This is a genomic window from Methylobacterium sp. UNCCL125, from assembly GCF_900116795.1.
GTDB classification, from domain to species: Bacteria; Pseudomonadota; Alphaproteobacteria; order Rhizobiales; family Beijerinckiaceae; genus Methylobacterium; species Methylobacterium fujisawaense.
Map to the genome: position 1 here is coordinate 1 of NZ_FPBW01000018.1, position 26,147 is coordinate 26,147.

General features: G+C 71.2%; 24 protein-coding genes. 8 read left to right on the forward strand and 16 right to left on the reverse strand.

The window, feature by feature from the left end:
• Nucleotides 1-537 precede the first annotated feature (537 nt).
• The 3 genes from BM396_RS18655 to mscL all read left to right on the forward strand — a co-directional run bounded on the left by BM396_RS18655 (nt 538) and on the right by mscL (nt 2,585).
• A complete protein-coding gene (locus tag BM396_RS18655; RefSeq protein ID WP_012318030.1) occupies nt 538-1,248 on the forward strand; it encodes a phosphatidylserine decarboxylase in 711 nt (236 codons plus the stop codon).
• A 4-nt stretch (nt 1,249-1,252) separates the two neighbouring features.
• A complete protein-coding gene (locus BM396_RS18660; protein WP_043383395.1) occupies nt 1,253-2,104 on the forward strand; it encodes a CDP-alcohol phosphatidyltransferase family protein in 852 nt (283 codons plus the stop codon).
• Nucleotides 2,105-2,165: 61 nt separating this feature from the next.
• The gene (gene mscL, locus BM396_RS18665; RefSeq protein ID WP_043352622.1) at nt 2,166-2,585 is read left to right on the forward strand and encodes a large conductance mechanosensitive channel protein MscL; all 420 of its coding nucleotides are present in this window, start codon (nt 2,166-2,168) and stop codon (nt 2,583-2,585) included.
• A gap of 26 nt (nt 2,586-2,611) precedes the next feature.
• On the opposite strand, the gene BM396_RS18670 is transcribed toward mscL, so the two are convergent.
• The 14 genes from BM396_RS18670 to BM396_RS18735 form a co-directional block, all read right to left on the reverse strand.
• Nucleotides 2,612-2,887 carry a hypothetical protein gene (locus tag BM396_RS18670; RefSeq protein ID WP_043352614.1) on the reverse strand — a complete coding sequence of 92 codons (276 nt, stop codon included), beginning with the start codon at nt 2,885-2,887 and terminating at the stop codon, nt 2,612-2,614.
• Between the two features lie 133 nt (nt 2,888-3,020).
• Nucleotides 3,021-3,434 (reverse strand): DUF1236 domain-containing protein, encoded by a 414-nt coding sequence (locus BM396_RS18675; protein ID WP_043352617.1) that lies wholly within the window; start codon nt 3,432-3,434, stop codon nt 3,021-3,023.
• Nucleotides 3,435-3,560: 126 nt separating this feature from the next.
• A complete protein-coding gene (locus BM396_RS18680) occupies nt 3,561-4,301 on the reverse strand; it encodes a NepR family anti-sigma factor (RefSeq protein ID WP_043352613.1) in 741 nt (246 codons plus the stop codon).
• Between the two features lie 163 nt (nt 4,302-4,464).
• Nucleotides 4,465-5,250 carry a class II glutamine amidotransferase gene (locus BM396_RS18685; RefSeq protein WP_043352612.1) on the reverse strand — a complete coding sequence of 262 codons (786 nt, stop codon included), beginning with the start codon at nt 5,248-5,250 and terminating at the stop codon, nt 4,465-4,467.
• Nucleotides 5,251-5,328: 78 nt separating this feature from the next.
• Nucleotides 5,329-5,640 carry a hypothetical protein gene (locus BM396_RS18690; RefSeq protein WP_043383398.1) on the reverse strand — a complete coding sequence of 104 codons (312 nt, stop codon included), beginning with the start codon at nt 5,638-5,640 and terminating at the stop codon, nt 5,329-5,331.
• A 1-nt stretch (nt 5,641) separates the two neighbouring features.
• A complete protein-coding gene (locus tag BM396_RS18695; protein WP_043383401.1) occupies nt 5,642-6,301 on the reverse strand; it encodes a cytochrome c oxidase subunit 3 in 660 nt (219 codons plus the stop codon).
• A complete protein-coding gene (locus tag BM396_RS18700) occupies nt 6,298-7,974 on the reverse strand; it encodes a cytochrome c oxidase subunit I (RefSeq protein ID WP_051976092.1) in 1,677 nt (558 codons plus the stop codon). The genes BM396_RS18695 and BM396_RS18700 overlap by 4 nt, the downstream gene beginning before the upstream one ends.
• A 394-nt stretch (nt 7,975-8,368) precedes the next feature.
• Nucleotides 8,369-9,334, reverse strand: coding sequence for a cytochrome c oxidase subunit II (gene coxB, locus BM396_RS18705; protein WP_043354179.1), 966 nt, complete (start codon nt 9,332-9,334; stop codon nt 8,369-8,371).
• Nucleotides 9,331-9,819, reverse strand: a complete 489-nt coding sequence (locus tag BM396_RS18710) for a hypothetical protein (protein ID WP_043354181.1) — start codon at nt 9,817-9,819, stop codon at nt 9,331-9,333. Before BM396_RS18710 ends, coxB begins: the two co-directional genes overlap by 4 nt.
• Nucleotides 9,816-10,877, reverse strand: coding sequence for a hypothetical protein (locus BM396_RS18715; protein WP_043383404.1), 1,062 nt, complete (start codon nt 10,875-10,877; stop codon nt 9,816-9,818). The genes BM396_RS18710 and BM396_RS18715 overlap by 4 nt, the downstream gene beginning before the upstream one ends.
• Nucleotides 10,874-11,419, reverse strand: a complete 546-nt coding sequence (locus BM396_RS18720; RefSeq protein WP_043383406.1) for a c-type cytochrome — start codon at nt 11,417-11,419, stop codon at nt 10,874-10,876. Before BM396_RS18720 ends, BM396_RS18715 begins: the two co-directional genes overlap by 4 nt.
• Nucleotides 11,416-13,440, reverse strand: coding sequence for a quinol:electron acceptor oxidoreductase subunit ActD (locus BM396_RS18725; protein WP_043383409.1), 2,025 nt, complete (start codon nt 13,438-13,440; stop codon nt 11,416-11,418). The genes BM396_RS18720 and BM396_RS18725 overlap by 4 nt, the downstream gene beginning before the upstream one ends.
• A gap of 2 nt (nt 13,441-13,442) precedes the next feature.
• Nucleotides 13,443-16,424: a TAT-variant-translocated molybdopterin oxidoreductase gene (locus tag BM396_RS18730; protein WP_043383412.1), complete on the reverse strand. Its 2,982-nt coding sequence runs from the start codon at nt 16,422-16,424 to the stop codon at nt 13,443-13,445.
• Nucleotides 16,421-17,080, reverse strand: coding sequence for a cytochrome c3 family protein (locus BM396_RS18735; RefSeq protein ID WP_043345872.1), 660 nt, complete (start codon nt 17,078-17,080; stop codon nt 16,421-16,423). The genes BM396_RS18730 and BM396_RS18735 overlap by 4 nt, the downstream gene beginning before the upstream one ends.
• A 385-nt stretch (nt 17,081-17,465) precedes the next feature.
• Here BM396_RS18735 and BM396_RS18740 point away from each other — a divergent pair, with 385 nt between their 5' ends.
• The 3 genes from BM396_RS18740 to BM396_RS18750 all read left to right on the forward strand — a co-directional run bounded on the left by BM396_RS18740 (nt 17,466) and on the right by BM396_RS18750 (nt 22,559).
• Nucleotides 17,466-20,051 carry a P-loop NTPase family protein gene (locus BM396_RS18740; protein WP_043383415.1) on the forward strand — a complete coding sequence of 862 codons (2,586 nt, stop codon included), beginning with the start codon at nt 17,466-17,468 and terminating at the stop codon, nt 20,049-20,051.
• A gap of 167 nt (nt 20,052-20,218) precedes the next feature.
• Complete coding sequence (locus BM396_RS18745) at nt 20,219-21,412, forward strand: L,D-transpeptidase family protein (RefSeq protein ID WP_043383416.1); 1,194 nt, start codon at nt 20,219-20,221, stop codon at nt 21,410-21,412.
• A gap of 205 nt (nt 21,413-21,617) precedes the next feature.
• A complete protein-coding gene (locus BM396_RS18750) occupies nt 21,618-22,559 on the forward strand; it encodes an MBL fold metallo-hydrolase (protein ID WP_043383419.1) in 942 nt (313 codons plus the stop codon).
• A 9-nt stretch (nt 22,560-22,568) separates the two neighbouring features.
• Here the strand turns inward: BM396_RS18750 and BM396_RS18755 are convergent, their stop codons facing one another.
• Nucleotides 22,569-22,751: a hypothetical protein gene (locus tag BM396_RS18755; RefSeq protein WP_236952875.1), complete on the reverse strand. Its 183-nt coding sequence runs from the start codon at nt 22,749-22,751 to the stop codon at nt 22,569-22,571.
• Nucleotides 22,752-22,997: 246 nt separating this feature from the next.
• Here BM396_RS18755 and BM396_RS18760 point away from each other — a divergent pair, with 246 nt between their 5' ends.
• On the forward strand, nt 22,998-24,242 hold the full coding sequence (locus BM396_RS18760; RefSeq protein WP_051976093.1) for a complex I NDUFA9 subunit family protein: 1,245 nt from the start codon (nt 22,998-23,000) through the stop codon (nt 24,240-24,242).
• Nucleotides 24,243-24,268: 26 nt separating this feature from the next.
• Entirely contained in the window at nt 24,269-25,285 is a 1,017-nt protein-coding gene (locus BM396_RS18765) for an NAD-dependent epimerase/dehydratase family protein (protein WP_051976094.1), read from the forward strand.
• A 28-nt stretch (nt 25,286-25,313) separates the two neighbouring features.
• Here BM396_RS18765 and BM396_RS18770 read toward each other — a convergent pair whose 3' ends face one another.
• The gene (locus BM396_RS18770; RefSeq protein ID WP_043383421.1) at nt 25,314-26,093 is read right to left on the reverse strand and encodes a class I SAM-dependent methyltransferase; all 780 of its coding nucleotides are present in this window, start codon (nt 26,091-26,093) and stop codon (nt 25,314-25,316) included.
• Nucleotides 26,094-26,147 lie beyond the last annotated feature (54 nt).

The following is a 26,147-nucleotide window of genomic DNA, read 5'->3' on the forward strand; positions in this document are numbered from 1 at the left end:
AATGCCCCCGCGCCGACCCGCCTCTGGGCCGACCCTGAGCGACCTGCGGACCCGCCCACTACGAGGCGGGGGGCGGCTGGAAGGCCACGGCGCTGATGCGGGTTCCGGAGGTGCGGGCACGGCGTGCCTGGGCCTCGCCCGAGACCGCTAACAGGGAGTCGCAGGACCGGGGCGCTGGAGACGCCGCGACGAGAAAGACGGCACCGGCCGGGGGAGGCGCCCGGTCGATGCCGCGGGGCGCCGCGGGGATCGGATCCCGCGCGACTTTGGCCGACACCTGGGTTCCCGCGGCGTCCCGCGTCCCTCGTGTTCGCTCCCGGGCCATGCCCCCGGCGCCACCGGCGCGCGGGGACGATGACGCGTGGCGGGAGGTCCGCGCGCCCGAATCGGTGCCCGACGAAGCGGAACCCGGCAGGGGCGGGCGCGACGTCCCGCGGCGATCCGCGACCCCTGGAAAGTTGACGGCGGCCCGGCGGGCTGCCATCCGCCCGTCCGACACGTCCGCCTGCCGGCGGTTCCCTCGAGTCCGAAGAACCCATGACCGACCTGATCGAGACGATCCGCCGGACGCTCGTGCCGATCCACAAGGAGGGCTATCCCTTCATCCTGATCGGCATCGTGCTGACGGTTCTGGCGGGCTATTTCTCCCAGTTCTTCGGCTGGATCTTCCTGATCCTCACCCTCTGGGTCTGCTACTTCTTCCGCGATCCCGAGCGGGTCACCCCGGTGGCGGACGGGCTCGTGATCTCGCCCGCCGACGGGCGCGTGAACCTCATCGCCACCGTGCTGCCGCCGCCCGAGCTCGACCTGCCGCAGGTGCCCACGCTACGGGTCTCGGTGTTCATGAACGTGTTCGACTGCCACGTGAACCGGGTGCCGGTGGCCGGCCGGATCGGCCAGATCCACTACACGCCGGGCCTGTTCCTCAACGCCGAGCTCGACAAGGCCAGCGACGACAACGAGCGCAACGGCATGGTCATCGAGACGACCCATGCCGGCCAGCCGAAGCGCGTCGGCGTGGTGCAGATCGCCGGCCTCGTGGCCCGGCGCATCGTCGGGTTCGTCTCGGCGGGCGACGTGCTCGGCGTCGGCGAGCGCTTCGGCCTGATCCGCTTCGGATCGCGGGTGGACGTCTACCTGCCGGCCGGGTCGACCGTGCTGGTCGGGCTCGGCCAGAAGGCGGTGGCCGGCGAGACGGTGCTGGCCGATCTCGGCGGGGGGCCGGAGCGCCTGTTCAAGCGGATCTGAGGCCATGGACGATCTCTTCCCGCCCTTCGCGCCCGATCCGAACGAGCCGCGGCCGCGCCGGTTCAAGCCGGTGCCGTTCCGGATGATCGCGCCCAACATGATCACCCTGATGGCGCTCTGCCTCGGGCTCACGGCGATCCGGCTCGCCTTCGAGGGCAAATTCGAGCCCGCCGTCATCGCCGTGGTGGTGGCGGGCGTGCTCGACGGCATCGACGGGCGGGTGGCGCGGCTGCTCAAGGGCACGTCGCGCTTCGGCGCGGAGCTCGATTCCCTCGCCGACTTCGTGAATTTCGGATGCGCCCCGGCGCTCATCCTCTACGGCTTCGTGCTGTTCCACCTGAAATCGATGGGCTGGATCGTCGCGCTGATCTTCGCCATCGCCATGGCGCTGCGGCTCGCCCGCTTCAACGCGATGCTCGACGATCCGAACCGGCCGGAATGGAAGAAGGACTTCTTCGTCGGCATGCCGGCGCCCGCGGGGGCGCTCACCGCGATGCTGCCGCTCTACCTCCACTTCCTGGGCTTCGGCATCGAGACCTGGGCGGCGCCCGCGGTCCTGATCTACGTGCTGTGCATCGCGCTGCTGGTCGTCTCCACGGTCCCGACCTATTCGGGCAAGACCATGGGCAAGCGGGTGCCGCGCAGCCTCGTCCTGCCGATCTTCCTGTTCGGGGTCGCGGCCTTCGGCCTCCTGATCAGCTACCCGTTCGAGGCGCTCGTCGCGGTGAGCGGGGGCTATCTGCTGACCATCCCGGTGGTGGCCGCCCAGTATCGCCGCCGGGTCAAGGCGGAACTCGCCGCCCTGGGCGAGGACCGGCCGGCCCTGGCCACGGCCGGCCGACCGGCATCGGAATAGGCGCTGGCCTTCGCGGAGCCGTCCTCTATCTTGGCGGTATCAAGCGGGCGGGGGCTGGCGGATGCTCGGGGATTTCAAGACGTTCGCGCTGCGCGGGAACGTGGTCGATCTCGCGGTCGGCGTGATCATCGGCGCGGCCTTCGGGGCCATCGTGACGTCGGCGGTCCAGGACATCTTCATGCCGGTGATCGGCGCGATCACCGGCGGGCTCGACTTCTCGAACTACTACATCCCGCTCTCGTCGAAGGTGCAGGCAGGCCTGCCCTATGCGGATGCCAAGAAGCAGGGCGCGGTCATCGGTTACGGCCAGTTCCTGACCCTGACCCTGAACTTCCTGATCGTCGCCTTCGTGCTGTTCCTGGTGATCCGGGCGATGAACCGCCTGCAGACCGCCGAGGCCAAGAAGCCCGACGCGATGCCGGCCGACGTGAAGCTTCTTTCCGAGATCCGCGACCTGCTGGCCGAGAAGCCGCGCGTCTGACGCCTGTGCGGGCGCGCGGTGCCGACTCAGCCCTTGGGCTTGTCGGTCTCGTCCGGCTTGACGCCGAGGGCATCGAGGATCTGGTCGAGGGCATGACCGACGGCTTCGGTCCCCTCCTCGTGGGTCTTCAGCCGGGTCTCGAGCCGGCGGATCTGTGGCTCGAAGGCATCCGGCACGGGATCGTCGCCGAGGAAGCGGGGCTTGTCCGACCCCACCGGCAGGACGCCGCGCAGCTGCTGCCCGAGGTGGTCGCGCACGGGCTCCGGCAGAGTGGTTTTCGGATCGGTGGGTGCGTCGCTCATGATCGCCTCACGGCTCGGGCCATCTCTCAACGGCCGAACGGATGAAGCGTTGCGCCGACGGCCGCGGCTATGAAGATGCCCCCGGAGCCGGGCTCCGGGGGCGCTTGGGCCAGCGCAAGACCGGCCCGGGGTCTTAGTCGATGACCTCGACGATGCGGTGGCCGCGATCGACCAGCACCGGACGATCGTTCACCACGGTGTAGCGGTAGCCCGGCTGCACGCGGTACTCGTTGGGCACGTCGTAATAGGTCACGCCCGAAGCCGGCAGGGTGGTGCCGACGGCGACGCGGCCGTCGTAGTCGTAGGAGCGGACATTGCGCTCGCGGACATAGCTGCGGAAGCGCGGGGCCATGTCGACGCCGAGGATGCCGCCCACCGTGCCGGTGGCCGCACCGACCGCGCCGCCGACGATGCCGCCGATCGGGCCGGCCGCATCGGCACCCGCCGCCGCGCCGCGCTCGGCGCCGGGGATCGTGCCCTGGGCCTGGGCGGCCAGCGGAAGCGACAGGACGAGGGCCGAGGCGGCGATAAGGGTCTTGAAGGTCATGCGGGACATCTCCGTTCCGTGGTGTTTCGCCGCGCAGGCGCAGCGAAGCTCGGGCCGGTAACGCCCGACCCCCGGAATCGGATGCATCTTTTTTTGTGGGACGCCGGGATGCAGCCGGCTGAGCCCTCACGCGTCCTTGGGCATCGCCGACTGGATGAAGCGGTCGGAGCCGAGATCCTCCTCGTCGTAGCCCAGCAGCTCCGCGAGCCTGCCACGGGCGCGGCTGACGCGGCTCTTCACCGTGCCGACCTTGCAGCCCATGATGGCGGCGGCCTCCTCGTAGGAGACGCCCTCAGCGCCGACCAGGACCAGGGCCTCGCGCTGATCCGGCGGCAGCTTGGCCAGCGCCGATTGCAGATCCTCGACGTCGAGCCGGTCACCCTGGTGCGGGGCGGTGGCGAGCCGGGCCGCGTAGGACCCGTCCTGATCCTCGACCTCGCGCACCCGCTTGCGGTGATCCGAGTAGAAGATGTTGCGCAGGATCGTGAACAGCCACGCGTTGAGGTTCGTCCCCGGCTGGAACCGGGCGCGGTGCTGCCAGCCCTTGAGCAGGGTGTCCTGCACGAGATCGTCCGAACGGGCGGGGTTCGACGTCAGCGACAGCGCGAAGGCGCGCAGGGACGGGACGGCCGCGAGCAGACCGTTGCGGAATTCCGGCTCGATCGCCTCGCCGCGGGCGCGCAAAGCCGCCTCGAGCTTCTCGATCAGCTCGGCGAAGCGGGACGGCAGCGTCTCCTCGCCGATCCGCTCGTAGACGGTGCGCAGATGCTCCCCGAGATGCGTGCGGATCCCGGGAGCCAGGTTCGGGCGGCCATCCCGAGTCCCGTCCTCCTGGGACAGGACGGTGTCGGTGTCGTCGCGGGTCATGTGTATCGCGCTCGTCAACTCGTCGTGGCTCGACCTGTGGTCCCCGGCGGGTCGAGGCGGAGCGCTTGTCGGCCCGAACCGGTTGGAAAGCCCGGCCGATGCGCTCCTGTTACCGGAGTTCTAGCGCATCGGGCGCGGGCATGCACCCTCAGGCAAAACACACTTAAGCTAAGTTGGCCGGTCTCAACAGCCGGATCGCCCCGTCGCGCAGGGTCAGGACGTCGCCGCGGGCGAGATCGGTCCAGCACTCGTCCCGGGTCAGCGCCTGGGTGGCGATCACCGTCACCACGTCGTGCTCGGTGGTCTCTTCGGCGAAATCCACCTGCCAGTCCTCGTCGATCAGGGTGGCCTTGCCGAAGGGGGCCCGCCGGGTGAGGTAGCAGAGGCGCTTGCCGCAATGGGCGTAGAGGGTGCGGCTGTCGGTGAGCAGCATGTTGAACACGCCGAGGGCGTGGAGTTCGCCCGCGAGGTCGGCCACGGCCCGGTCGAGGGTCTCGGGCCGGGGGAGGGCGCGGAACCGGGCCTGGAGCCGGCCGAGCATCCAGCAGAAGGCGTGCTCGCTGTCCGTCGAGCCGATCGGCATGAAGCCGCCCAGCGGCAGCCGCTTCACGCCCTTGAGCTGTCCGTTATGCGCGAAGGTCCAGCGGCGGCCCCACAATTCCCGCGAGAACGGGTGGGTGTTCTCCAGGCTGACCCGGCCGCGGTTGGCCTTGCGGACATGGGCGACGACGATGCGGCTCTTGATCGGCATGTCGCGCAGCAGCCGGGCGAGCTGCGAGCGGGCGCTCGGCTCCGGCTCGTGGAAGCTGCGGCAGGTGCGCCCGTCGTAGAAGCTGATCCCCCAGCCGTCCGCATGCGGCCCGGTCTCACCGCCGCGCCGGGCGAGGCCCGCGAAGGAGAAGCGGATGTCGGTCGGCACGTTGGCGCTCATGCCGAGCAGTTCGCACATCGTCTGTCAGCCGGGCTATGCGGGGGAGCGGCGACGTTTAGGAGTGTTCGGCCGCCCGGACAACGGATTTCGCGTCGCTCAGCGCGCCAGATAGTCGGTCAGCGTCATGCCGACCAGGATGGCGACCCAGAAGAAGCCGAGCCCCGAGAACAGCCGGATCAGCGGCGGCTCATGGATCACCTCCATGGAGACGAGGAGGATCAGCGCCACCATCACGGCGACCACGGCGAGTTCGACGATCCAGACCTGCGCGAAGGGGAGGGTGGCGCCGAGGGTGACGTTGACGGCCAGAAGCGCCAGCAGCGCCAGGAAGGTGAGCACCGGCGTGCGCAGGCGCCGCCGGAGCAGGGCGCGGTCGTCGGCGCTCAGGGTCGCGAGGGGGTTCCGCATCCTACCGGTTCACCACGTAGAGGATCGGGAAGGCCAGGATCCAGACGAGGTCGATGAAGTGCCAGTACAGGCCGTAGACCTCGATCCAGTTCTGGTGCCGGGCGAGGAACCCGGCCTTGGCGGCCATCCAGGTCATGCCGAGCAGGAGCGCGATGCCGGTGAACAGATGCAGCGCGTGGAGCAGGGTTGCGACGTAGTAGAGGTTCACGAACAGCCGCGCCGCCGGCGTCTCGGCCAGCGCGAAGGGCCGATCGCTGAGGAACGGCATCATGTGCTCGGCCCAGTCGGCGTAGTACTCGTAGCCCTTGAGCACGAGGAACAGGCCCCCGAGCGCCGCGGTCGCCAGCATCGCCCGCACCATGGCGCGCTGCCAGCCCATCCGGGAGAATTCGATCGCCATCGACATCGTGAGCGATGAGCAGATCAGCACCACGGTGTTGGTGGCGCCGATCCAGAACTTGAGGTGCTTGGCCGCCGCGATCGTCGCCTCGGGGTGCTGGATCCGGGTGATCAGCGCCACCAGGAACAGCGCCGAGAACAGCAGCAACTCGGTGATCAGCCAAGCCCAGATGCCGAGCGTCGCCGCCTCGCGCTGCTGGGCCACGCTCTCGAAATGCTCCGCGCGCGCGACCCCGACGCCGTCGGCCAGACCTTTGCTCATCCGTGCTGGTCCCGGGATTCCTGGGCCTGGATCGGGTAGTCGTAGGGGATGCGCGGCACCTCGGGCGGGGACAGGAAATTGTGCGTCGGGGGCGGGGAGGCCGTCTCCCATTCGAGCCCCTTGGCGTTCCACGGATTGGCGGGCGCCTTCCGGCCGAACCAGAGGGAATAGACGAGGTAGAGCATCGGGAAGATGTAGCCCGCCGCCAGGATCGTGGCGCCCGCCGAGGACAGCACGTTGAGCAGCTGGAACTCCGCCGGGTAGGTCGCGTAGCGCCGCGGCATCCCGAGGTAACCCAGGATGAATTGCGGGAAGAAGGTCACGTTGAAGCCGAGGAAGATCAGCAGCGCCGAGACCCGGCCCCAGGGCTCGCTGTACATCCGGCCGGTGAATTTCGGCCACCAGAAGTGCAGGCCGCCGAGGAACGCCAGCACCGTGCCGCCGACCATGATGTAGTGGAAATGCGCGACCACGAAGTAGGTCGCGTGGATGTGCTGGTTGATCGAGAGCGTCGCGAGATAGAGGCCGGTGAGGCCTCCGAGCACGAACAGGCCGATATAGCCCATCGCGTAGAGCATCGGGGTATCGAGCCGGAGCGAGCCCTTATGGATCGTGGCGGTCCAGTTGTAGACCTTCACCGCCGAGGGCACCGCCACCGCGAAGGACAGGCCCGAGAACACCAGCGAGGCCAAATCGCTCTGGCCGTTGACGAACATGTGGTGACCCCAGACGAAGAAGGTCACGGAGGCCAGTCCGATCGACGCGTAGGCGACGAAGCGGTAGCCGAACAGCTTCTTCTGCGCGAAGGCCGGGACGATCTCGGAGATCACCCCCATGCCGGGCAGGACCATGATGTACACGGCCGGGTGGGAGTAGAACCAGAACAGGTGCTGGAACAGCACCGGGTCGCCGCCATAGGCCGGGTCGAACACGCCGATATGGAAGGCGCGTTCCGCGATCAGCAGGATCAGCGCCGTGGTGATGACCGGCGTCGCGAGCAGGAAGATCAGGCTCGTGGCGTAGTGCGCCCAGACGAAGATCGGCAGCTTGAACCACGTCATGCCGGGCGCCCGCATGGTGTGGATCGTGACCACGAAGTTGAGCCCCGTCAGGATCGACGAGAAGCCCACGATGGTGACGCCGATCAGCGCCGGCAGCACCCAGGTGTTGGAGAAGGCCGTCGAGAGCGGGGCGTAGAAGGTCCAGCCGGTATCGACCCCGCCCAGCACCACAGAGACCAGGGTGAACAGGGCCCCGGTCATGAACACGTACCAGCTCGTCAGGTTGAGCTTGGGGAAAGCGAGGTCCTTGGCCCCGATCATCAGCGGGATCAGGAAATTGCCGAAGGTCGCGGGGATCGACGGGATCAGGAAGAACCAGACCATCACCACGCCGTGGATGGTGAAGGCCTTGTTGTAGGTGTCGTTGGTCATGATCGCGCCGTTCGGCACAACCAGAGCAAGGCGGACCACGCCCGCCGCCAGGGCGCCGATCACGAAGAAGCCGGTGATCGAGGCGAGGTAGAGGATCGCGATGCGCTTGTGGTCGGTGGTGAGGAACCACGAGCGCAGGGTCGATTCCGCGTGCAGGTAGTCGGATTTGCGCCCGATCGTGGATTCCGGGGTGTGGGGTTCCCGGTGGGCGGTGCCGCCGATGCTGCCCGATGCGCTCATCGTGTCGCCCTCGATAGGTAGCGTCGGAAGCCGGAGGTCAGGACGTTCGCGCGCTCGTCCGACCCCGATCCGCGGGCCGCGATGTTCACAGGTCTGAGGCGGACATCGCCGCTGGCGACAGAGCGCGACGGGCCCCCTCTCCCGGGCGGGAGAGGGTTGGGGTGAGGGACGAGAAGGCTCAGGATCGAGCACACCCTTGAAGCATCGACAGGTCGCGCCTCGTCTGGAGCGTTCTCATCCCTCACCCTGTCCCTCTCCCGCTCGGGAGAGGGGACCCGCGCTCGATCCTGAAAACGCAAGGCCAGATCGGAGGTGTGAAACCGCGAGCAGGGCGAAGAGCTGGTCCGGTGCAGCTTGCGATCCGACGACTGAATTTTCAGGTTGACGCAGCTCATCATCGTGTCGCGTCCGCGGCTTTCGAGGTCGGATAGGCTTTCAGAAAGTCGATCAGCGTCCCGAGTTCGTCCGCCGGGATCCGGCCGGCGAAGCTCGGCATCACCTGCTTGCCCCCGCCGGCGAGCCGGTCGCCGTTCGGATTCAGGATTTTCTCGCGCAGCCACGCCGCGTCGGCGGTGACGGTGCGGCCGTCGGCGAGCCTCACCTGCGACCCGAACAGGCCCGCGAGGCTCGGCGCCTTCACGGACGTGCCGGGCTCGTGGCAGCCGGCGCAGCCATAGGCCTCGTAGAGGGCCCGGCCCGCCGCGATCTTGCCCTGCTGCGCGCCGGCATGGGTCAGCCAGTCCTGGTAGTCGCCGGGGTTCATGAAGGTGACCTCGCCGCCCATCACGGAGTGGTCGGTGCCGCAATATTCCGAGCAGTAGAGGTGGTAGGTGCCGGTCTTGTCGGCCTTGAACCACAGGTCGGTGTAGCGGTCGGGCAGGGCGGCGACCTGCATCCGCACGGCCGGCAGGTAGAGGGCGTGGATCACGTCCTGGCTGATGATGTGCAGGCGGATCGGCTGGCCGATCGGCAGGTGCAGGTTGTTGATCTCGGACTGGCCCGTCGGGTGCTGGAACTTCCACATCCATTGCCGGCCGATCGCCTCGACCACCATGGCGTCGGGAGGCGGGTTCTTCGACTGGATGAACAGCTTCGCGCCCCAGACGAAGAAGATCAGTGTCAGCAGGAACGGGATCAGCATCCAGCTGATCTCGATCAGGTTCGAGCGGATGCCCGAGGGGCTCCGGTCCGCCTCGGACCCCTCGCGGTAGCGCAGGGCGAAGTAGGTGATCGCCACGAAGACCGGGACGGTCAGGAGCAGCGTCAGGACCGTGAAGGCCAGGATGAGCAGGTCGGTCTCGCTCGCGGTGGCGGAGACCGCCGCCGGCCAGAGCTGGAGGGAATCGTGGCTCGGCGTCATCGCGCAGCGGGCTCCGCCGGTTCGAGGGACCGGCCGACGATCAGGTCCATGGCGCGCCCGATCGGGATGCGGGCGCGGGTCCGGGCTTCGTCCCGGTAGCCGTAGCCGGCGAGAGACGCCTCGGCCGCCGCCCGCGCACGGTCGATATCGGCGTACGGGTCGGCCTGAAGGTTCGGAGGCGGCGGCGCCAACTGCGTGGTCTGCTGCGGCGTCAGGGCCGGCAGGGCCCGGCGCTGACGCGCCGCGAAGGTGTCCATCAGCCAGATCATCGTCCCAACGACCGCCAGGACCGTGAGCGCGAGGCCCGCCATCACCATCACGGTGTTGCGGACATTGACGTCCCGGGTCTCGTGCCCGGGCTCATTCGGATCGCGCTGGGTGTTGGCAGCCGGACGGGGCGGCCGCCCGTTCAGGAGCCCGCTGCCGCGCAGGGTCAGCCCGGCAAGGATCGCCGGGATCAGCCCGGAGGGGCCGTCGGCGCTCATGCCGGCCTCCCGGCGCGCCGGGCGTCGGAGGCCACGCGGTCCGCCCGCGGCCGCAGCACCGGCCGGAGCGCGGCCGCGAGGCAGGCCACGGCAGCGGCGGCGAGCACGTCGCTCGGCCGGAGGACGAAGCGGTCGCGCACCGCCGGGGTGATCAGCCAGAACATCTCCAGGGCGTGGACGGCCACCGCCGCGCCGGCCAGGATCCGGGTGGTCGGGCGTCCCGGCCGGAGGGTCGCGAGCCCGGCCAGCACGACGACGGCGCCGGCCACGACCGCCAGCGCCCGCCCGACCCAGCCGCCGCGGGCGAAGTACCACGTCACCTCGGGCGGCAGATTCGCCGACCAGACGATCAGGAACTGGACGAAGTGCAGATAGGCCCAGAGGCCCAGAAGCACCACGAGGGGCACCAGCCGGCCCCGTCCGGGCGCGGTACGGCCGCGGCCGACGGGCTCCGGCTCCTCCCAGGCGAGGAGGATCGCCGCCGCGAAGGCGAGGCCGCTCCAGGCCGTCATCACCAGGAGGCCCAGAAGGGTGGAATCGAGCCGCGGATCCAGGGAGGCGACGACGTCGGTGACGAACAGCGTGCCGACGATCGCGTGCAGCCCAACAGCCGGCACGGTCCGCCCCTCGCCGGGGGCGTCGAACGGCCTGGCGAACCTCAGCGCCAGCCAGGTCCAGGCTGCGAGATAGACGATCGCCCGGATCGCGAAGAACGGCACCGTGAACCACAGGGCGGCCAGCGGCGTGCGCGCCGGAGCGCTCACCCAGGGATAGAGCAGGGGCGTGGCGGCCAGAAGCGGCAGCGACAGCACGGCCGCGACCGGCATCAGCGCCATCAGCCGGCGCAGACCCGCCAGCATCTCGATGCCGCCGCGCTCGCGGACCCGCTTGCCGAAACGCTCGGCGACGATGACCACCGGCAGGGCGCCGACCGGCAGGGCGAGAAGGACGAGCCACGCCGCGAGATACGAGGCCGCGGCCCCGCGCCAGCCGCCCGCGAGCAGGCAGACGGCCAGGAGGACGAGGCCGGCGAGGCCGAGCAGGGCGGGGCGCCTCACGGCGTCGCCTCCAGGCGGGTGCGATCCTCCGGGGGCAGGCTCGCCACCGGGGTATCCTGGCTGAGCTGGAGAGCGCGGAGATAGGCGATGATCGCCCAGCGGTCTGCCGAGGGGATCATCTGGGCCATGCCGAACATGGACTTCCGGCCGTTCGAGATGGCGTCGTAGAGCTCCGCCGCGGAGGCCATGCGCACGGGCTCCGCCGTGAGATTGCCGGCGGAGGGAAATCCCCGGGCCACGATCATGCCGGCGCCGCGCCCGTCCTGCCCATGGCAGGGGGTGCAGAAGACTCCATAGCGTTCCCGGCCCTGGTCGAGCAGCGCCCGGCTGATCGTCTGCGGCTGCGGCGCCGTGCGGGCCGGATCGATCCGCGGCACGGTGCCCGCCACCGGCTGGCGCATGGTGATCTCCCGGGGAAAGAACGGGTTCTTGTCCCAGGTCTTGGCCCGGGCCTGATCGGCCATGTCGGCCTCGCCGCAGGCCCCCAGCGGCGCGAGGGCGAGGAGGGCGAGCGGCACGGTGCGGAGGGCGGCGCGCCTCATCGCGGGATCCGCCGGAGCTCGAGGGGACGCCCGGCCTCGGCCGGCAGGGCCGCGAGCCGCCGCTCGATCCGGCCTGCGTCGAACCGGTCACCCCGCGCCTCCGCGGAGAGGAAGAACCGGTCCTCGGAAGCCCGCAGGAAGCCCGGGATGTTGAAGGCCGGGTGATTCAGGCGGGGCAGGCGGTTGAGCACGAGGAGCGCGAAGTGGATCGCCACGCAGCCCGCCATCATCGCGACGGAGACGCTCGGCACCACGAACGAGGGCCAGGACAGGCGCGGGCGCCCGCCGATCAGGAAGACGTAATCGTAGGCCGTGGCGTAGAGGCACAGGGCGAAGAAGCCGACACCGCCGAGCAGGGCCCCGGCCAGGGCGTAGGGCAGGATCGAGCGTCCCTCCAAGCCCAGTGCCCGCAGGGTGCGGGGCATCGGCACCGGCCCGTGCCCGTCGAGATGGACGTGATCCGGACTGATCCCGGAGACCGCCTGGAGGGCGGCGGCGAGATCGCCCTGACTCGCGAAGGTCGCGGACACGCCCCACAGGGGCGCGGTGACCGGGTCGTCCTCCGGGCGACCGGTGGCCCGGGATGCGGCCGCACGGGCCGCCTCCTGCGCGGCCGGCGACACCATCAGGGCGAGGCGGCGGCTCTCGACGATCGACACGGCCGGCAGGTAGCGCAGGAACAGGAGGAGCAGGGTCAGGAACAGGCCCACCGAGCCCGCGAAGGTGGCGATACCCCAGACATCCGTCGTGTAGGGCAGCCGCGAGGACGGCAGGAAATCCTGCGTCAGGGTGACGACCAGGACCATGACGTGGTCGGCATAGGCGCCGATCGCCACAAGAAGGCCCACCACCGCGATGGCGACCGGCGCCGTCCGGGCCCGCGCCGACCACAGGATCTGTGCGGGCAGGACGAGGCACAGGATCGCCGTCCAGGACACGAGGGCGTGGTCGCCGGTCATGCGCCGGACCAGGACGCCGCGCCCCGCGGCGTCGCCATTGAGGAACGTGTCGAAATACTCGGCCGCGTAGCAATAGGCGCTGGCGCAGCCGAGACAGAGCAACAGCCGCCCGAGCACGTCGAGATGGCGGTCCGTCACCAGGGCGCCGAGGCCGTACACGAGGCGGATCAGCATCACGATCACCGCCGTGACGCCGACGCCGGAATAGACCGCATTCACCAGGAAGCTCACCGGCAGCAGCGTGCTGTGCCAGCCCGGCATCAGCGAGCCCGCCAGCATCACCGAGGCCCCGGTCTGGACCGAGACCACCAGCAGCACACCGAGCAGCGCCACCGTCCGGTAGGCCTGAACCCAGATCTGCCAATGGGCCGCCGAGCCGCGCCAGCCCGAGGCGAGGATGCCGTAGACCTGCGCGCGCAGCAGCGCGCGCTTCCGGGTCGCTGCCTTCGTCTCCCGCTGGCGCATCGCCTCCGCGTGGGCACGGTCGCGCAACGTGGCGAGGTCCGGCAGCAGGCCGATGAACCAGAGGCTCACGCAGATCACCAGGAAGGACACGATGTCGATCGCGTCCCAGAGGAGTGGCGAGCGGAACTGCGGCCAGAGATCGTAGGTGTTGGGGTAGGGCAGGTTCCAGAAGAAGAACCACGGCCGTCCGAGATGGATGATCGGGTAGAGCCCGGCGGCCGCGGTGGCCAGCAGTGCCAGGGTCTCGGCCACGCGGTTCACCGCCCCGCGCCACTCCGCCCCGAGCAGGAGCAGGATCGCCGAGACCAGCAGGCTGCCGGACGCGACGCCGATCCACCAATCGTAGCTCGCGATGTCGAGGGCCCAGACGACGGCGTTGTTGTTCGCCCAGATGCCGGGACCGGCATAGAGCAGATAGCCGAGGGTGAGCACGAACAGGCCGAGGAGCGAGGCCGCCGCCGCGAAGGCGATCCACCAGCGCCGGTTCCCCGGATGCGTCAGCGGAATCGCCGTGACCGCGCCGCCGATCCCCTGAAGGGTCTCGTCGGGCCGGATCAGGGGGCCGGGCTGCGGACCGCCGGAGAGGGGGCCGGCCATGCTCAGCCCTCCCGTCCGTTCGGATCCGCGGCGGGCGCGAGCCCGGCGAGATAGGTGGTGCGCGGCCGCGTGTTCAGGTGGCCGAGGAGCGCGTATTCCCGCGTGTCCCGCCGGGCGGCCGAGACCCGGCTTCCCGGATCGGCGACGTTGCCGAAGGTGATCGCCCGGGTCGGGCAGGCGCCCTGGCAGGCGGTCTCCACGGCCCCGTCGGGGATCGGCGCGTGGGCGTCCTTGGCCGATGTGATCCGCGCCGCCGTGATCCGCTGGATGCAGTAGGTGCACTTCTCCATCACGCCCCGGGACCGGACCGTGACCTCGGGATTGCGCTGCTGCTGCTCCACCGGGGTCATGCCGCCGGTGTAATCGAGGTAGTTGAAGCGGCGGACCTTGTAGGGGCAGTAGCTCTGGCAGGTGCGCGTGCCGACGCAGCGGTTGTAGACCTGCAGGTTCAGGCCCTCGCTGTCGTGGAGCGTCGCCTCCACGGGGCAGCCGAGTTCGCAGGGCGCCTGCTCGCAATGCATGCAGGGCACCGGCTGGAAATGCGTCGTCGGCGCGTCGAGGTCGCCCGCGTAGTAGCGGTCGATCCGCAGCCAGCCCATCCAGCGGCCGAGTTCGACCTCCTCGCGTCCGACCACGGGGATGTTGTTCTCCGCCTGACAGGCGGTGACGCAGGCGTTGCAGCCGGTGCAGGCATCGAGATCGATGGCCATGCCCCATTGCGCGGCGACCCAGCGGTCCTGGCTCTCGGGGGGCGGATAGAACGAGGCGGGCGTCGGCGCGCCCTTCGGATCGCCCACGGGTGCGGCGCCCAGAGCCTGCACGCGCACGAGATCCTGACCCTCCATCGTGCCGAGATGCTGGGTGGTGACCGGCCTGCGCTGCTGTCCGGTCTTCGTCAGCCGGGCGCCGGCGAGCCCCCAGGGAGAACCCGGTGGCCGCAGGGGCGCGGCGTCGTAGCCGAGGCCGCGGGCGAGGTGGTCCGGGACGTCGCGGCCGTAGCCCAGGGTGAGGGTCACGGTGGTGTCGGCCTGCCCCGGCAGGATCCAGGCCGGCCCCTCGACCGCGCGGCCGCCGGCCTCGACCCGCAGGATGTCGCCCGTGGCGATCCCCTCGCGCTCGGCGAGGCGCGGGCTGAGCGCGATCACGTTCTCCCAGACCACCTTGGTCAGGGGTTTCGGGAGCTCCTGCAGCCACGCGAGGTCGGCATGGGTGCCGTCCCAGATCGTCGGATCGGGCCGGAACAGCACCTCGACCCCATCGGCGGCCGGCGCGGGCGATGAAGCCGCTGCGGGGGCGGCTGCCGCCGCCTGCGTCAGCGCCACCGTCTCGGCCGGACGCGCGCTGTCCGCCCAGAAGCCCAGGCGCAGGGCCTCGGAGAAGCGGGCCTCGAAGGCCGCCTCGTCCTCGCCCGGGTTCCGTCCCTGCGCCTTGAGGAGCCCCAGGGCGTCCTGACCGCCCTCCCCACCCTCGCCGCTTGCCAGGAAGGCCAGCATCTCCGCGAGCGTCCGGCCGTTGTACAGGGGGGCGACCGTGGGCTGGATCAGACCCACCGTCCCGTCGAGGGACCGGATGTCGCCCCAGGATTCCAGCGGGTGGGCGGCCGGCAGATGCCAGTCGGCATGCGCACCGGTCTCGTCGTAGTAGAGCCCCGCATGGATCTTGAGGGGCACGCGCGCCATCCGGGCGGTGAAATCGAGGGCGCCGGGCGCCTCGTAGACCGGGTTGGCGCCGAGGACGACGAGCACCTTGACGGCACCCCGATCCATGGCCTCCGCGAGATCCGCGAGGGTCCCGGCGCCCGTCTCCGCCACGGGCGCCGTGTGGACCAGGGTCGCGCCGGTGTTGCCGAGGGCGCCGTTGAGGCGGTGAACCAGCGCGTGCAGGTCCGGGCTGGCGGTCAGGCCGGCGGTGACGATGCCGCTTCCCCGGGCCTCGGCGAGGGCCGTCCCGGCGCTCCGCGTCCAGCGCGCGACGGGATCGTCGCCCGCCGGGGCCGCGCCGCCCGCGGCCAGATTGAGCAGATCCCGGGCGAGGGCCTCCAGCCGGCCGGCCGGGACCACGAGCCCCCGATCCGCCTTGGCGCTGGTCAAGGTCGGTGTCGGCGCCGCCGCGTGGAGGGTGAGGAGGCGGCCCTCCGCGTAGGCCGCCCGCCGTGCCTCGCTCCAGCGCCGCGACAGGCCGACCTGACCGGGTCCGAGATCCAGAAAGTCGCCGTCCAGCGCCACGATGGTCCGGGCGCGACCGAAATCGGGGCGGGTCTCCAAGGGCCGTCCATAGGCCTGGCGAGCGCCCTCGTAGATCCCGTCGCGCCCCGCCCCGGCACCGACATACCAGCGGAGCGCCGGGTAGGCGGCCCGCAGCCGCGCGAGCTGGGCCGCCACGCCGGGCGAGGTCACGGGGCCGGTGAGCAGGGCGAGACCCTCGCCCCGGTTCTCGCGCCAGCCCGGCATCCGACCCTGCAGGTCTGCCCGGAACGCCGCCCAGGAACTCGGCCGGCCGAGATGCTGCACCGCCTGGGAGCGGAACGGGTCGTAGAGCCCAAGCACCGAAGCCTGGGCCAGCACGTCGGTGCCGCCGCGGCTCCAGGGATGCTCGGGATTGCCCTCGATCTTCAGGGGCCGGCCGTTGCGCGTGGTGACCAGGATGCCGTTGCCGAAGCCGTCGAACACGGCCGAGGAGGCGTAGGACAGGTCCGTGCCGGGCACGATCCGCTCGGGCTGATTGACGTACGGCACCTCGTAGTCGCGGCCGCCGCCCCCGCCGCAGGCGGTGAGGCCGCCCAGCGCGAAGGAGGCGGCCATCAGCTTCAGGAAGCCGCGCCGCTCCGGGGCCGCGGCGAGCCGGGACGCCGACGGGAACTCGGCCGCCAGATAGGCGCGGAACTCGGGGCTGTCGGCCACGGCGTCGAGGCTGCGCCAGAAGCGCGGACCGTCGCCGTCGGCGAGTTTCGCGCGCAGGGCCGCGATGTCGGGGGCGCCGGTCATCGGTGGCAGATCCCGCATTCGGTCAGCCGCTCCCCGCCGCGGATATGGTACTGGGCCACGAGCTTGGGGCCCAGGGTCGCCTGGTCGGAGGGCGGCGTCCAGGTCATGTTCCAGACCTGATCCGGCGTGCGGACGTATTTCTCCGGCGCCCGGTGGCAATCGAGGCAGAACTGCATCTCGAAGGCGTTGGCCCGGTAGGTCATCTGCATCGCCGTGACGTCGCCGTGGCAGGTCGAGCAGCCGATCCCCTTTGTCACGTGGACGGAGTGATTGTAGTAGACGTATTGCGGCAGCTTGTTCAGCCGCTTCCATTCGAGCGGCTTGTCCTGCGCGTAGCTGTCGCGCACCGGCTTGAGCATCTCGGAGCCGGTCCAGATCTGCGAGTGGCAGGTCATGCAGGTATGCGTCGGCGGGATGCCGGCGGTGGCCTCCCGGTCGACCGTGGTGTGGCAGTAGCGGCACTGGATGCCGAGTTCGCCGGAATGGTGCTTGTGGCTAAACGGCAGGGGCTGGGCCGGCGCGACCCCGACGCCCGTGACGTAGTTCGAGCGCACGATCCCGGCCGCCAGAACCGGGAGCCCAACCAAGCAGGCGACGCCGGTCATCAGAGCGAGGCGGTAGAGCGCGTCGGCCCCGGGCGTGAACAGCTGCGCCATCAGGCCGACCCGCAACCGGCGAAGGCCGGGAGATGGCGCTCGGTCTTCTCAGCCCCTCGCCGCAAGCGTCGCCCCACCCTCTGGTCCCGGTCGAAATCGTGCGGTGCGCCAGCCGGCCGCGCGATACGGCTCGGGCGCCCGCGGCGATCAGGCTTGGAGGTCCCGCGCCTCGCAGATGCGAGCCACGGTCGCGCCATGCCCCATGGTTGTAACGCTGGAGCGCTTCCAAACCAGAGCCTCAACCGCAAACAACCCGGCCGACATGTCGCAGCGGCCGGCGGCAAGGTCCGCGCAAGGGAAGCCCGCGCCCGCGACCCTTCCCGTGACCGGCGCGAACGCCTATGCCCGCGCGACGGTTGAGACGCCCGATCCTGTCCGGAGACGCATGGAATCCGATCCTCTCGTCCTGACGTGGCGCGCCGCGCGGCCTCAGCACACCGCGGCGGCGGCCCTCGCGGTCGGGATCGGCGCGCCGCTCTGCGCGCTCGCGCTCCTGTGCCTGCGCGACCTGATCGCGGTCCTGCCGCGCGACGAGGCGCCGGTGCTGCCCTTCCTGCGCGTGGCGGTCGCGCTTCCGGGCGGAGAGCTGGTGCTGGCCCCCGGCATCCCGATGCGCCCCGCCGAACTCGAGCTCACCGCCTTCCTGTGCATCGCCGTCTGCGCCCTGGCCCTGGCGGGCCTCGGCTGGTGCGTGGCGCGCCTGTGCTTCAAGGCGCAGAACAAGGCCGGGGACGCCGTACGCGAGGGCGTTCTGCGGGCGATCCTCGACGCCCCCGCGGGGGCCCGGGACGAGGCGCGCAGCCTGGCCCGGATCGTCGGAGAGGTGCTGGCCCGAGCCGACCGCCTGCTCGCCGCCGGCATCGTCCTGCCGGCGATGACCCTCGCGGCCCTGATCCTGGCCCTCGGCTTCGCGGCCCTGGCCGCGCCCCGGCTGATCCCGGCGGCCGTGATCGGACTGGCGGCGATCGGACTCGCCTACGGCTTGGTGCTCGAACGGGCGCGCGACCGGCAGGAGTTGCGCCTGCGCTCCAGCGCGCGGGCGGAGGAGAACCTGAACGACCTCGTTCGGCGGCTTCCTGCCGTGCGCAACCACGGAGCGGCGGCCATCGAGCGCAGACGTATCGCCGCCCGCGTCGCCGCGATGCGGACCAATGTCGGTCGCGCCGAGGCGCGGCTGGCCTACGCCCGGGCGCCCGCCCTGGCGCTGGCGGTGATCCTGCCGGCCATCGCCGCCGGCACGGCACTGTGGCGCTCGGCGCCAGGGCAGCCGCCCGCGGCCCCGGTGGATCCGGCCGCCCTCCTGGCGGCCGTCGGCGCCTTCGGCCTCGCGGGCTGGCTCGCCGCCATCTGCGCGCGGTTCTGGATGGTCCGCCGGTCGGTGCGCCCGCGCCTCCGCGACCTCGCCCGCATCATCGCGTCCCTCGAGGGGCGGCGGGCGAGGGCCGCCCGGATTGGTGCGGCCGCATTGCCGCTGCCCCGGTCCGGGATCCTGGCCACGGAAGGCGTCGGAGCCTTCGATCCGGCCACGGGCGAGCGCCTGACCGGCGTCGCCGTGGCCGTGACGATGCCGGGCCACGTGGCGATCACGGGCAGCCGCGGCAGCGGCGCCCGGGCGCTGGCGGCGGTGCTGGCCGGGCAGGTCGAGCCGACGGCCGGGGCCGTCACCTATGCGGGCACGGACCTGCGCGACTTCGACGCCGCGGAGCGCGCCAGGCGCATCGCCTTCACGTCGGGGGAGGCGATCCTGATGGAGGGCTCCCTCCGGCAGAACCTGCTCTACGGCACCGATCCGGCGACCGCGCCTGACGACATCGCGCTGATCGGCATCAGCCGGCTCACCGGGCTCGACGGCTTCGTGTACGCCCGCGGGCTGACCGGACGGCTCGATCCGGCGGCCCAGCCGCGGCTCGCCGCCGCGATCGTCACCGCCCGCCGGACCATGCGAGTGGCGCTGGCCGCCAAGGGCGCCGAGCGCCTCGTCGAGCCCTTCGATCCCGACCGCTACAACAACCAGGCGAGCATCGGCGAGAACATCCTGTTCGGGGAGCCGGTGGGCGGCACCTTCGCGCCCCTGCGTTTCGCCCGCCACCCCTATCTGCGGGCGGTTCTGGAGGCCGAGGGGCTGGTTCGCCCGCTCACCGAGATCGGCCTGTCGGTGGCCCGCAGCACGGTGGAGATCTTCGCCGACCTGCCCAACGACCATCCCCTGTTCGACGCCTATTCGCTGTTCCAGGCGGCCGAGCGGGGCTATTTCGAGGATCTCGTGGTGCGCCTGCCCAACGCGGCGAGCCTGCGCCGGGGACCGGCGGGCCAGCGCGACCGCTTGCGGTTGATCGGCCTGGCGCTGCGCTACAACGAATCGCGCCACCGCTTCGGCCTGATCGACGGCCCGTTCGAGGAGCGCCTCGTCCAGGCGCGGCGGTCCTTCGCACGGATGCTGCCGCCCCACCTCGCGGGTGCGGTGGAGTTCCACGACCCCTCCCGGGTCAATCCGGCCGCCAGCCTGGAGGAGAACCTCCTGTTCGGCCGGATCAGCCTCGGCGAGGCCAATGCCGAGCCGCGGGTGCGCGAACTGGTGCGCCGGGTTCTGGCCGACGAGGGCCTCGAGGCCTCGGTCTATGGCCTCGGCCTCGACAGTAAGGTCGAGGCTCAGCCCAGCACCGGGGCTCTGGCGGACGGCGCGATCAATGCCCGCGAACGCGTGGCGATCGAGCTGAGCCGCTGCCTCGCCCGTGATCCCGACATCCTCGTGGTCGCGGTCGCGATGGACGAGCGGAAGGTCGAGGGCGCACGCGAGCGCCTCGCCCAGCTGCGGCAGGCGCGGGCCGGGCGCGGCCTGATCGTCTGCCTGCCCGAGACGAGTCTTGCGGAGAACGCCGCGCCCTTCGACGCGGTGATCGCCGTGGAGAACAGCGCGGTCATCGCCCCCGTCCCGGCCGCCGCCGAGCGGGACCCCGCACCGGCAGCCTGACAGGACGTCACGATCCGCCGGCGCCGTCGGCCTTCCGCGCGCAGCGGGACAATCCAGCGGGGTCGGGCTGACCGGACGCGCAGCCTCATGGCCGCCGCAATAATCCGTCAGGCCGCGAGGCCGCGCCTGTCCGGCAGCCATCCCGGCCGATCCAGCGCGGACGGTTCATGCCCCTGTCGACCTCGATCCCCCTCGCTGCCGGCCTCGTCGTGCTGGTCCTCGCCGGTCCGGCCGCCGCGCAGGCCGGCAAGGCGGAGGCGCCGATCCCCGCCGCGACCCTTGCCCTGATGGCGCAGAAGGGCGTGACGGCCGCCTCGCCGGTCCTGTTCCGGGCCTACAAGAAAGAATCCGAGATCGAGGTCTGGAAGAAGGGTCGCGCCGGCTACGTCTTCATCAAGACGTTCCCGATCTGCCGCTGGTCCGGCCAGCTCGGGCCCAAGCGCAAGAGCGGCGACCGGCAGACCCCGGAGGGGTTCTATACGGTGCCCCGGCGCCAGATGAACCCGAACTCGCACTACTACCTGTCCTTCGACGTCGGATATCCGAACGCCTACGACCGGGCCCATGGCGGAACCGGGTCCGCCGTGATGGTCCACGGCATCTGCTCGTCCATGGGCTGCTTCGCCATGACCAACGGTACGGTCGGCGAGATCTACGCCATCGCCCGGGACGCGCTGAACGGCGGGCAGGCGGCCTTCCAGTTCCAGTCCTACCCGTTCCGGATGACCGCCGAGAACATGGCCCGCCACCGGACCGACCCCAACATCGCCTTCTGGCGGGAACTCAAGGCCGGCTCGGATCGGTTCGAGGCGAGCCGCGAGGAGCTGCAGGTCTCGGTGGTCGCCGGCCGGTACGCGTTCGCGCCTTCGCGGGATCCCGCCATCGAGGCGGCGGTCACCACCCGCCGGGCGGTCGAGGAGGCGCGGATGACCGCGCTCGCCGAGGCGGGCGAGCCCGCCGTGCGCACGACCTATTCCGACGGCGGCCAGAACGCCTTCTGGGCGGCCTACACGGCCCGGGGCGGGGCGGTCGGCGACATCAGCCGGCCGGAAGCCCTGGCCTTCGCCGGCCAGGAGGTGGTGGTCGTGCCGGGCCATCGCGCCCATCGCCCGGTGCCCGACACGGTCTGGGCCAGCTGGGCCGCGCCCGAGTCGGGCCTGTCGCCGCGGCAGATGGCGGGCTTCGTCCCGGTCTACGAGCGCGCCCCCGATCCGTTCGGGGCGCTGGTCGCGCCGCTCCCGACCCGCTACAGCGACGCGCTTCCGTCCTGGCTGGCCGCCGGCCTCGCCGGATCGGGCTCCGGACGCCCGATTCTGGCCGGTTCGCCGGGCGGTCTCCTGGCCTCGGCCGAGGCGCTCTGAGCATGCGAGGGTCCGGTCAAGCGTCCCGTGCGTGTGCGCGGACGCACATCACGACCGCCTGCGGCACACCAATTCATGATACGGCAGGGGATGAGCGGTACACCTGCTCCGTCGGCCTGCCTTATTCAAAGCTACCTTCCCGGAACGGCGACGGGGTTTCGATCATAACCGATCGGGACCGACTGTCCGCGGATTCGTGATCGCCATGCCGAACAGTTCCGAGCCGACTCTCCTGACGGCCGACCAAGACCTCGTACTCCGCTTCTGGGGCGTCCGCGGCTCGACGCCCGTCAGCGGCCCGCAATACGCCGAATTCGGCGGCAGCACGCCCTGCATCGAGGTGCGGTGCGGCCAGCGGATGTTCATCGTCGACGCGGGCTCGGGCATCTACAATCTCGGACAGGGTCACCGGACCGATCTGCCCCGCGAAGTCGACCTGCTGTTCAGCCACCTGCATCTCGACCACACCGCGGGGCTCCCCTTCTTCAAGCCGGCGGTCCTCGACTGCGACCGGGTGATCAACACCTATTGCGGCAACCTCGGCGGCGAATCGGCCGGCCCGACCCTCGACCGCCTGTTCGCGCCGCCGCTGTTCCCGGTTACGCTCGACAGGCTGTGCTGCACCTTCCGCCACCACGGCTTCGAGGCGGGGCAGACCCTGACCTTCCCGGACGGGACGCGGGTCGCCACGATCCTGCTGAACCATCCGCAGGGCTCCGTGGGCTACCGGTTCGAGCATGCCGGCAAGCGCCTGTGCCTGATCAGCGACATCGAGCACAGCGATCCCTGGCCCGATCCCAACCTCGCCGCCTTCGTGGCCGACGCCGACCTGATGGTCTACGACGGCATGTTCACCGACGGCGAGTATCCGACCTGCCGGGGCTGGGGCCACTCGACCTGGCAGAAGGGCGTGGAGCTCGCCCGGACGGCGGGCGTCAAGGCGCTCGGGATCATTCACCTGCACCCGGCCCATTCCGATACGGCGCTGCGCGACATGGAGGCCGACATGCAGGCCGAGATGCCGACCGCATTCATCGCGCGCGAATGTCAGAGCCTCACGGTCGGGGCTCCACGGGCGGTCGGCAGCCGTCCAAACGGGCGTCCGGCCGTGGCGCGGGAGATGCGCCGCCGGATCAAGGTCGCCTGAGCCGGCGGATCAGGCGGAGTGCCGTCTGCGGGTCCGGCTGTACCGGGACCACGCGAACAGCACGAACAGCGCGACGCCGATGATCAGAATGCTCCAGCCGTAGTTGCTGACGAGCTGCGCGTCGATCGGGTGCCCGACGAACCCCAACGCGACCAGCAGGCCGAACACCGCGATCGCCGCGGAAACGAGCATCCCTACAATCATCGAAGTCCCCGGCGCGTCCCATCCGCGCGATTCGGCAGGGCCGTATGGTGGGGAAGAATGCTTGGCGGCCGCACCCGTTCCAGCGTCCGGCCCTCTGCCGTGCCGGTCATCGGCCCCACGCTGTTCACCGGAATGGCGCGGCGGCTCATTCGGCGGCTCCCATCGCGCCGAAGTTAGGCTAAGTAGGCCGCCTGACGGCGCCCCGGGGCGCGCGAGGAGCTCGAGACCACGGCGATGAGCGGCCAAGAGAACACGACGGCGCCCGCGGCGGCGCACACGAGTCCGGAGACGCAGTCCGCATCCGCCGCCACGCCGGGGCTCCTGCGTCCGCAGGACCAGCTCGTGACGATCTACGGCGGCTCCGGCTTCCTGGGACGGCACGTGGTGCGGGCGCTGGCCAAGCGCGGCTACCGGATCCGCGTCGCGGTGCGCCGGCCGGACCTCGCGTTGTTCCTGCAGCCCCTGGGGAAGGTCAACCAGATCGTGGCCGTCCAGGCCAACCTGCGCTACCCGGACTCGGTGGTCCGGGCCGCCGAGCGGTCGGACGTGCTGATCAACCTCGTCGGCATCCTGCAGGAGACCGGCTCCCAGGGCTTCGCGCGGCTGCAGGTCGACGGGGCCGAGGCGATCGCCCGCGCCGCGGCGCGCCAGGGCGCCCGGATGATCCACGTCTCGGCGATCGGGGCCGATCCGGCCTCGCCGTCGGTCTACGCGCGCACCAAGGCGGAGGGCGAGGCGCGGGTCTTCGCCGCCTGTCCGGACGCGGTGGTGTTCCGGCCCTCGCTGATCTTCGGGCCCGGCGACAGCTTCTTCAACCGCTTCGCCGGCCTCGCCCGGGCGCTTCCGGTTCTCCCGCTCGCCGGCGGCCAGTCCCGCTTCCAGCCGGCCTTCGTGGGCGATGTCGCCGAGGCGATCGCCCGCGCGGTCGACGGCACCGTGGCGCCCGGCAAGGTCTACGAACTCGGCGGCCCGGAGGTGGGCACGCTGGAGCACTTCGTGCGCTACATGCTGAAGACGATCCGGCGGAAGCGGGTGGTCGTGGACCTGCCTGCGCCGGCGGCCAAGCTCCAGGCCCGCATGCTGGAGATCGCCGACACCCTGACCTTCGGCCTGCTGCCGGATTCGCTGAAGCTGACCCGCGATCAGGTGACGCTGCTTCAGAACGACAACGTCGTCTCGGAGGCCGCCAAGGCCGAGGGTCGGACTTTCGAAGGCATCGGCATCACGCCGACCGCCGCCGAGGCGGTGGTGCCGGGCTATCTCTGGACCTTCCGCAAGGCGGGGCAGTTCGCCACCGACCAGGACGAGTCGTACCTGTCCGAGGTGCCGGACACGCTGGCATCGAAACCCCTGGCGGCCGGCTCTCAGCATCGGCCCCAGACCGCCTCCGGCCCGGCGATCGGCGCCGATGCCGGCAGCTCGCCGGGGGCCGGGCAGGGCAGCAGGGGCGTGCGCTGGGGAACTCGGAAACCGGGCTAGGTGACGGCCCGCGCCCGGATCGCGCCATGAGCGCGCCCTCCCTCCACGGATCCGGCGGCCCGGCCGCACGGCGCATCCTCGTCACCGGGGCGGCCGGCTTCGTGGGCGGCCACGTCCTGCCGCTCCTGGCGACGATGAGCGCGGGAGCGGGCGATTGCGTGGCCGGGATCGGGCGGGGGCGGGCGCCGCACCTGCCGGAGGGCGTCAGCTACGCGGCGATCGATCTCCTCGACGAAGCCGCGCTCAGCGGCTTCGTGGCGCGCTTCCGGCCGACCGCGATCCTCCATCTGGCGGGCCTCGCCTCGGTGGCGGATTCCGCCAGCGGCCCGGGCCAGACGTGGCGGGTCAACGTCAACGGCCTGATGAACCTCGTGGCCGCGGTGGAGGCGGTGCCGGGCTGCACCTTCTTCTTCGTCAGTTCCGGCGAAGTCTACGGCAGCGCCTTCCTGGCGGGCCACGCCCTCAGCGAGGCGGTCGAGCCCCTGCCGCGCAACACCTACGCCCGGTCGAAATGGGTGGGCGAGCAGCTGCTCCGCGACCTGCTGCCCCGGATCGGCGTGAAGCTCGTCGTGCTGCGGCCGTTCAACCATATCGGCCCCGGCCAGGACGAGCGCTTCGTCGTGGCCTCCTTCGCGGGCCAGATCGCCCGGATCGAGGCCGGCCTCGTGCCGCCCTGCCTGGAGGTCGGCAACCTCTCCTCCTATCGCGACTTCCTCGACGTCGCCGACGTGGCGAACGCCTACGCCGACCTGATCGGCCGGGCGGACGCCCTGGCGGACGGGAGCGTGTTCAACATCAGCTCGGGCCAGCCGCGGACGATCGCCAGCGTCCTCGAGGACCTGCGCGCCCGGGCCCGGGTCCCGTTCGAGATCCGCATCGCCCCGGAGCGCGTGCGCCCGACCGAGATTCCCCTGGCCGCGGGCGATGCCGGCCGCCTCCACGCCGCCACCGGCTGGCAGCCGCGGGTCTCGTGGGACGCGGCCCTGACCCGGGTGCTGGACGACGCGCGGGCGCGGCTGTCGGACGCGCGCAAGTCCGGCTGAGGCGCAGGATTTGGCGCCACCGCGGCGCTCAGCGCTCCGCGACGCCGATCAGGGCGGTCGAGGGGATCGGCAGGACGGGTCGACCGCCCGCCATGCGCCGCGCCTCCGCGATCACCGCGGCCCGGTCGGCCGCGCTCAGGTCGACCCAGTCCGGCGACAGGCCGAACACCGTGTCGGGGTCGTCGAGCATGGCGACGTCGAGCGCGTAGTCGAAGGTCACCCGGTCGATCCGGGGGGCTGCGTACCCGGCCGCGACCAGCGCCCGGGTGAACCCCGCCGGATCGCCGAGCGCGCGCACCCCTTCGGGCATCGCCCGGCTCTCGCGCTCGGGGAACAGCCTGCGGCGGATCTCGCCGAGCAGCAGGAACGTCGCCGCGCCCTGGTCCTGCCACGTGGCCACGACGCCCGATCCCCCGGGCCGCGTCACGCGCGCCATCTCGGCGAGGCCCTTCCGCCAGTCGGGGAACATGATCACCCCGAAGATCGAGAACACCGCGTCGAAGCCACCGTCGGGCAGGGCGAGGGCCTGTCCGTCCATGACCCGCGCGTCGACATTGGGCAGTCTCGCCCCGGCGATGCGCGCGACCATGCCGGGCGAGAAGTCGACCGCGAGGACCTGCGCCCCCGTCCGCGCCGCGGCCAGCGCGAGGGCACCGGTGCCCGCCGCGACGTCGAGGACGCGGCTGCTTCCGGTCAGCGGCACCCGCGCGAGCGCCGCCTCGGCGAAGCGCGCCGTGAACGGATGGGCGGTCGTCTCGTAGTGCTCGGCGACCCTGTCCCACCGATCCGGGTTCTCGAACTCGCGCACCGCTTCAGCTCCGCTCCATCACGTAACTTGATAAGTATCGTGATGGCGCACGGT

Bases quoted from the DNA above. Each gene is read 5' to 3' on its own strand.
- BM396_RS18765 (WP_051976094.1), top strand. From the start codon at position 24,269: ATGAGCGCGCCCTCCCTCCACGGATCCGGCGGCCCGGCCGCACGGCGC.
- BM396_RS18750 (WP_043383419.1), top strand. From the start codon at position 21,618: ATGCCGAACAGTTCCGAGCCGACTCTCCTGACGGCCGACCAAGACCTC.
- BM396_RS18710 (WP_043354181.1), bottom strand. From the start codon at position 9,819: ATGAGCGCCGACGGCCCCTCCGGGCTGATCCCGGCGATCCTTGCCGGG.
- BM396_RS18720 (WP_043383406.1), bottom strand. From the start codon at position 11,419: ATGAGGCGCGCCGCCCTCCGCACCGTGCCGCTCGCCCTCCTCGCCCTC.
- coxB (WP_043354179.1), bottom strand. From the start codon at position 9,334: ATGACGCCGAGCCACGATTCCCTCCAGCTCTGGCCGGCGGCGGTCTCC.
- BM396_RS18680 (WP_043352613.1), bottom strand. From the start codon at position 4,301: ATGACCCGCGACGACACCGACACCGTCCTGTCCCAGGAGGACGGGACT.
- BM396_RS18740 (WP_043383415.1), top strand. From the start codon at position 17,466: ATGGAATCCGATCCTCTCGTCCTGACGTGGCGCGCCGCGCGGCCTCAG.
- BM396_RS18675 (WP_043352617.1), bottom strand. From the start codon at position 3,434: ATGACCTTCAAGACCCTTATCGCCGCCTCGGCCCTCGTCCTGTCGCTT.
- BM396_RS18670 (WP_043352614.1), bottom strand. From the start codon at position 2,887: ATGAGCGACGCACCCACCGATCCGAAAACCACTCTGCCGGAGCCCGTG.
- BM396_RS18700 (WP_051976092.1), bottom strand. From the start codon at position 7,974: ATGAGCGCATCGGGCAGCATCGGCGGCACCGCCCACCGGGAACCCCAC.
- mscL (WP_043352622.1), top strand. From the start codon at position 2,166: ATGCTCGGGGATTTCAAGACGTTCGCGCTGCGCGGGAACGTGGTCGAT.
- BM396_RS18725 (WP_043383409.1), bottom strand. From the start codon at position 13,440: ATGGCCGGCCCCCTCTCCGGCGGTCCGCAGCCCGGCCCCCTGATCCGG.
- BM396_RS18755 (WP_236952875.1), bottom strand. From the start codon at position 22,751: ATGCTCGTTTCCGCGGCGATCGCGGTGTTCGGCCTGCTGGTCGCGTTG.
- BM396_RS18655 (WP_012318030.1), top strand. From the start codon at position 538: ATGACCGACCTGATCGAGACGATCCGCCGGACGCTCGTGCCGATCCAC.
- BM396_RS18685 (WP_043352612.1), bottom strand. From the start codon at position 5,250: ATGTGCGAACTGCTCGGCATGAGCGCCAACGTGCCGACCGACATCCGC.
- BM396_RS18760 (WP_051976093.1), top strand. From the start codon at position 22,998: ATGAGCGGCCAAGAGAACACGACGGCGCCCGCGGCGGCGCACACGAGT.
- BM396_RS18695 (WP_043383401.1), bottom strand. From the start codon at position 6,301: ATGAGCAAAGGTCTGGCCGACGGCGTCGGGGTCGCGCGCGCGGAGCAT.
- BM396_RS18690 (WP_043383398.1), bottom strand. From the start codon at position 5,640: ATGCGGAACCCCCTCGCGACCCTGAGCGCCGACGACCGCGCCCTGCTC.
- BM396_RS18745 (WP_043383416.1), top strand. From the start codon at position 20,219: ATGCCCCTGTCGACCTCGATCCCCCTCGCTGCCGGCCTCGTCGTGCTG.
- BM396_RS18660 (WP_043383395.1), top strand. From the start codon at position 1,253: ATGGACGATCTCTTCCCGCCCTTCGCGCCCGATCCGAACGAGCCGCGG.
- BM396_RS18730 (WP_043383412.1), bottom strand. From the start codon at position 16,424: ATGACCGGCGCCCCCGACATCGCGGCCCTGCGCGCGAAACTCGCCGAC.
- BM396_RS18735 (WP_043345872.1), bottom strand. From the start codon at position 17,080: ATGGCGCAGCTGTTCACGCCCGGGGCCGACGCGCTCTACCGCCTCGCT.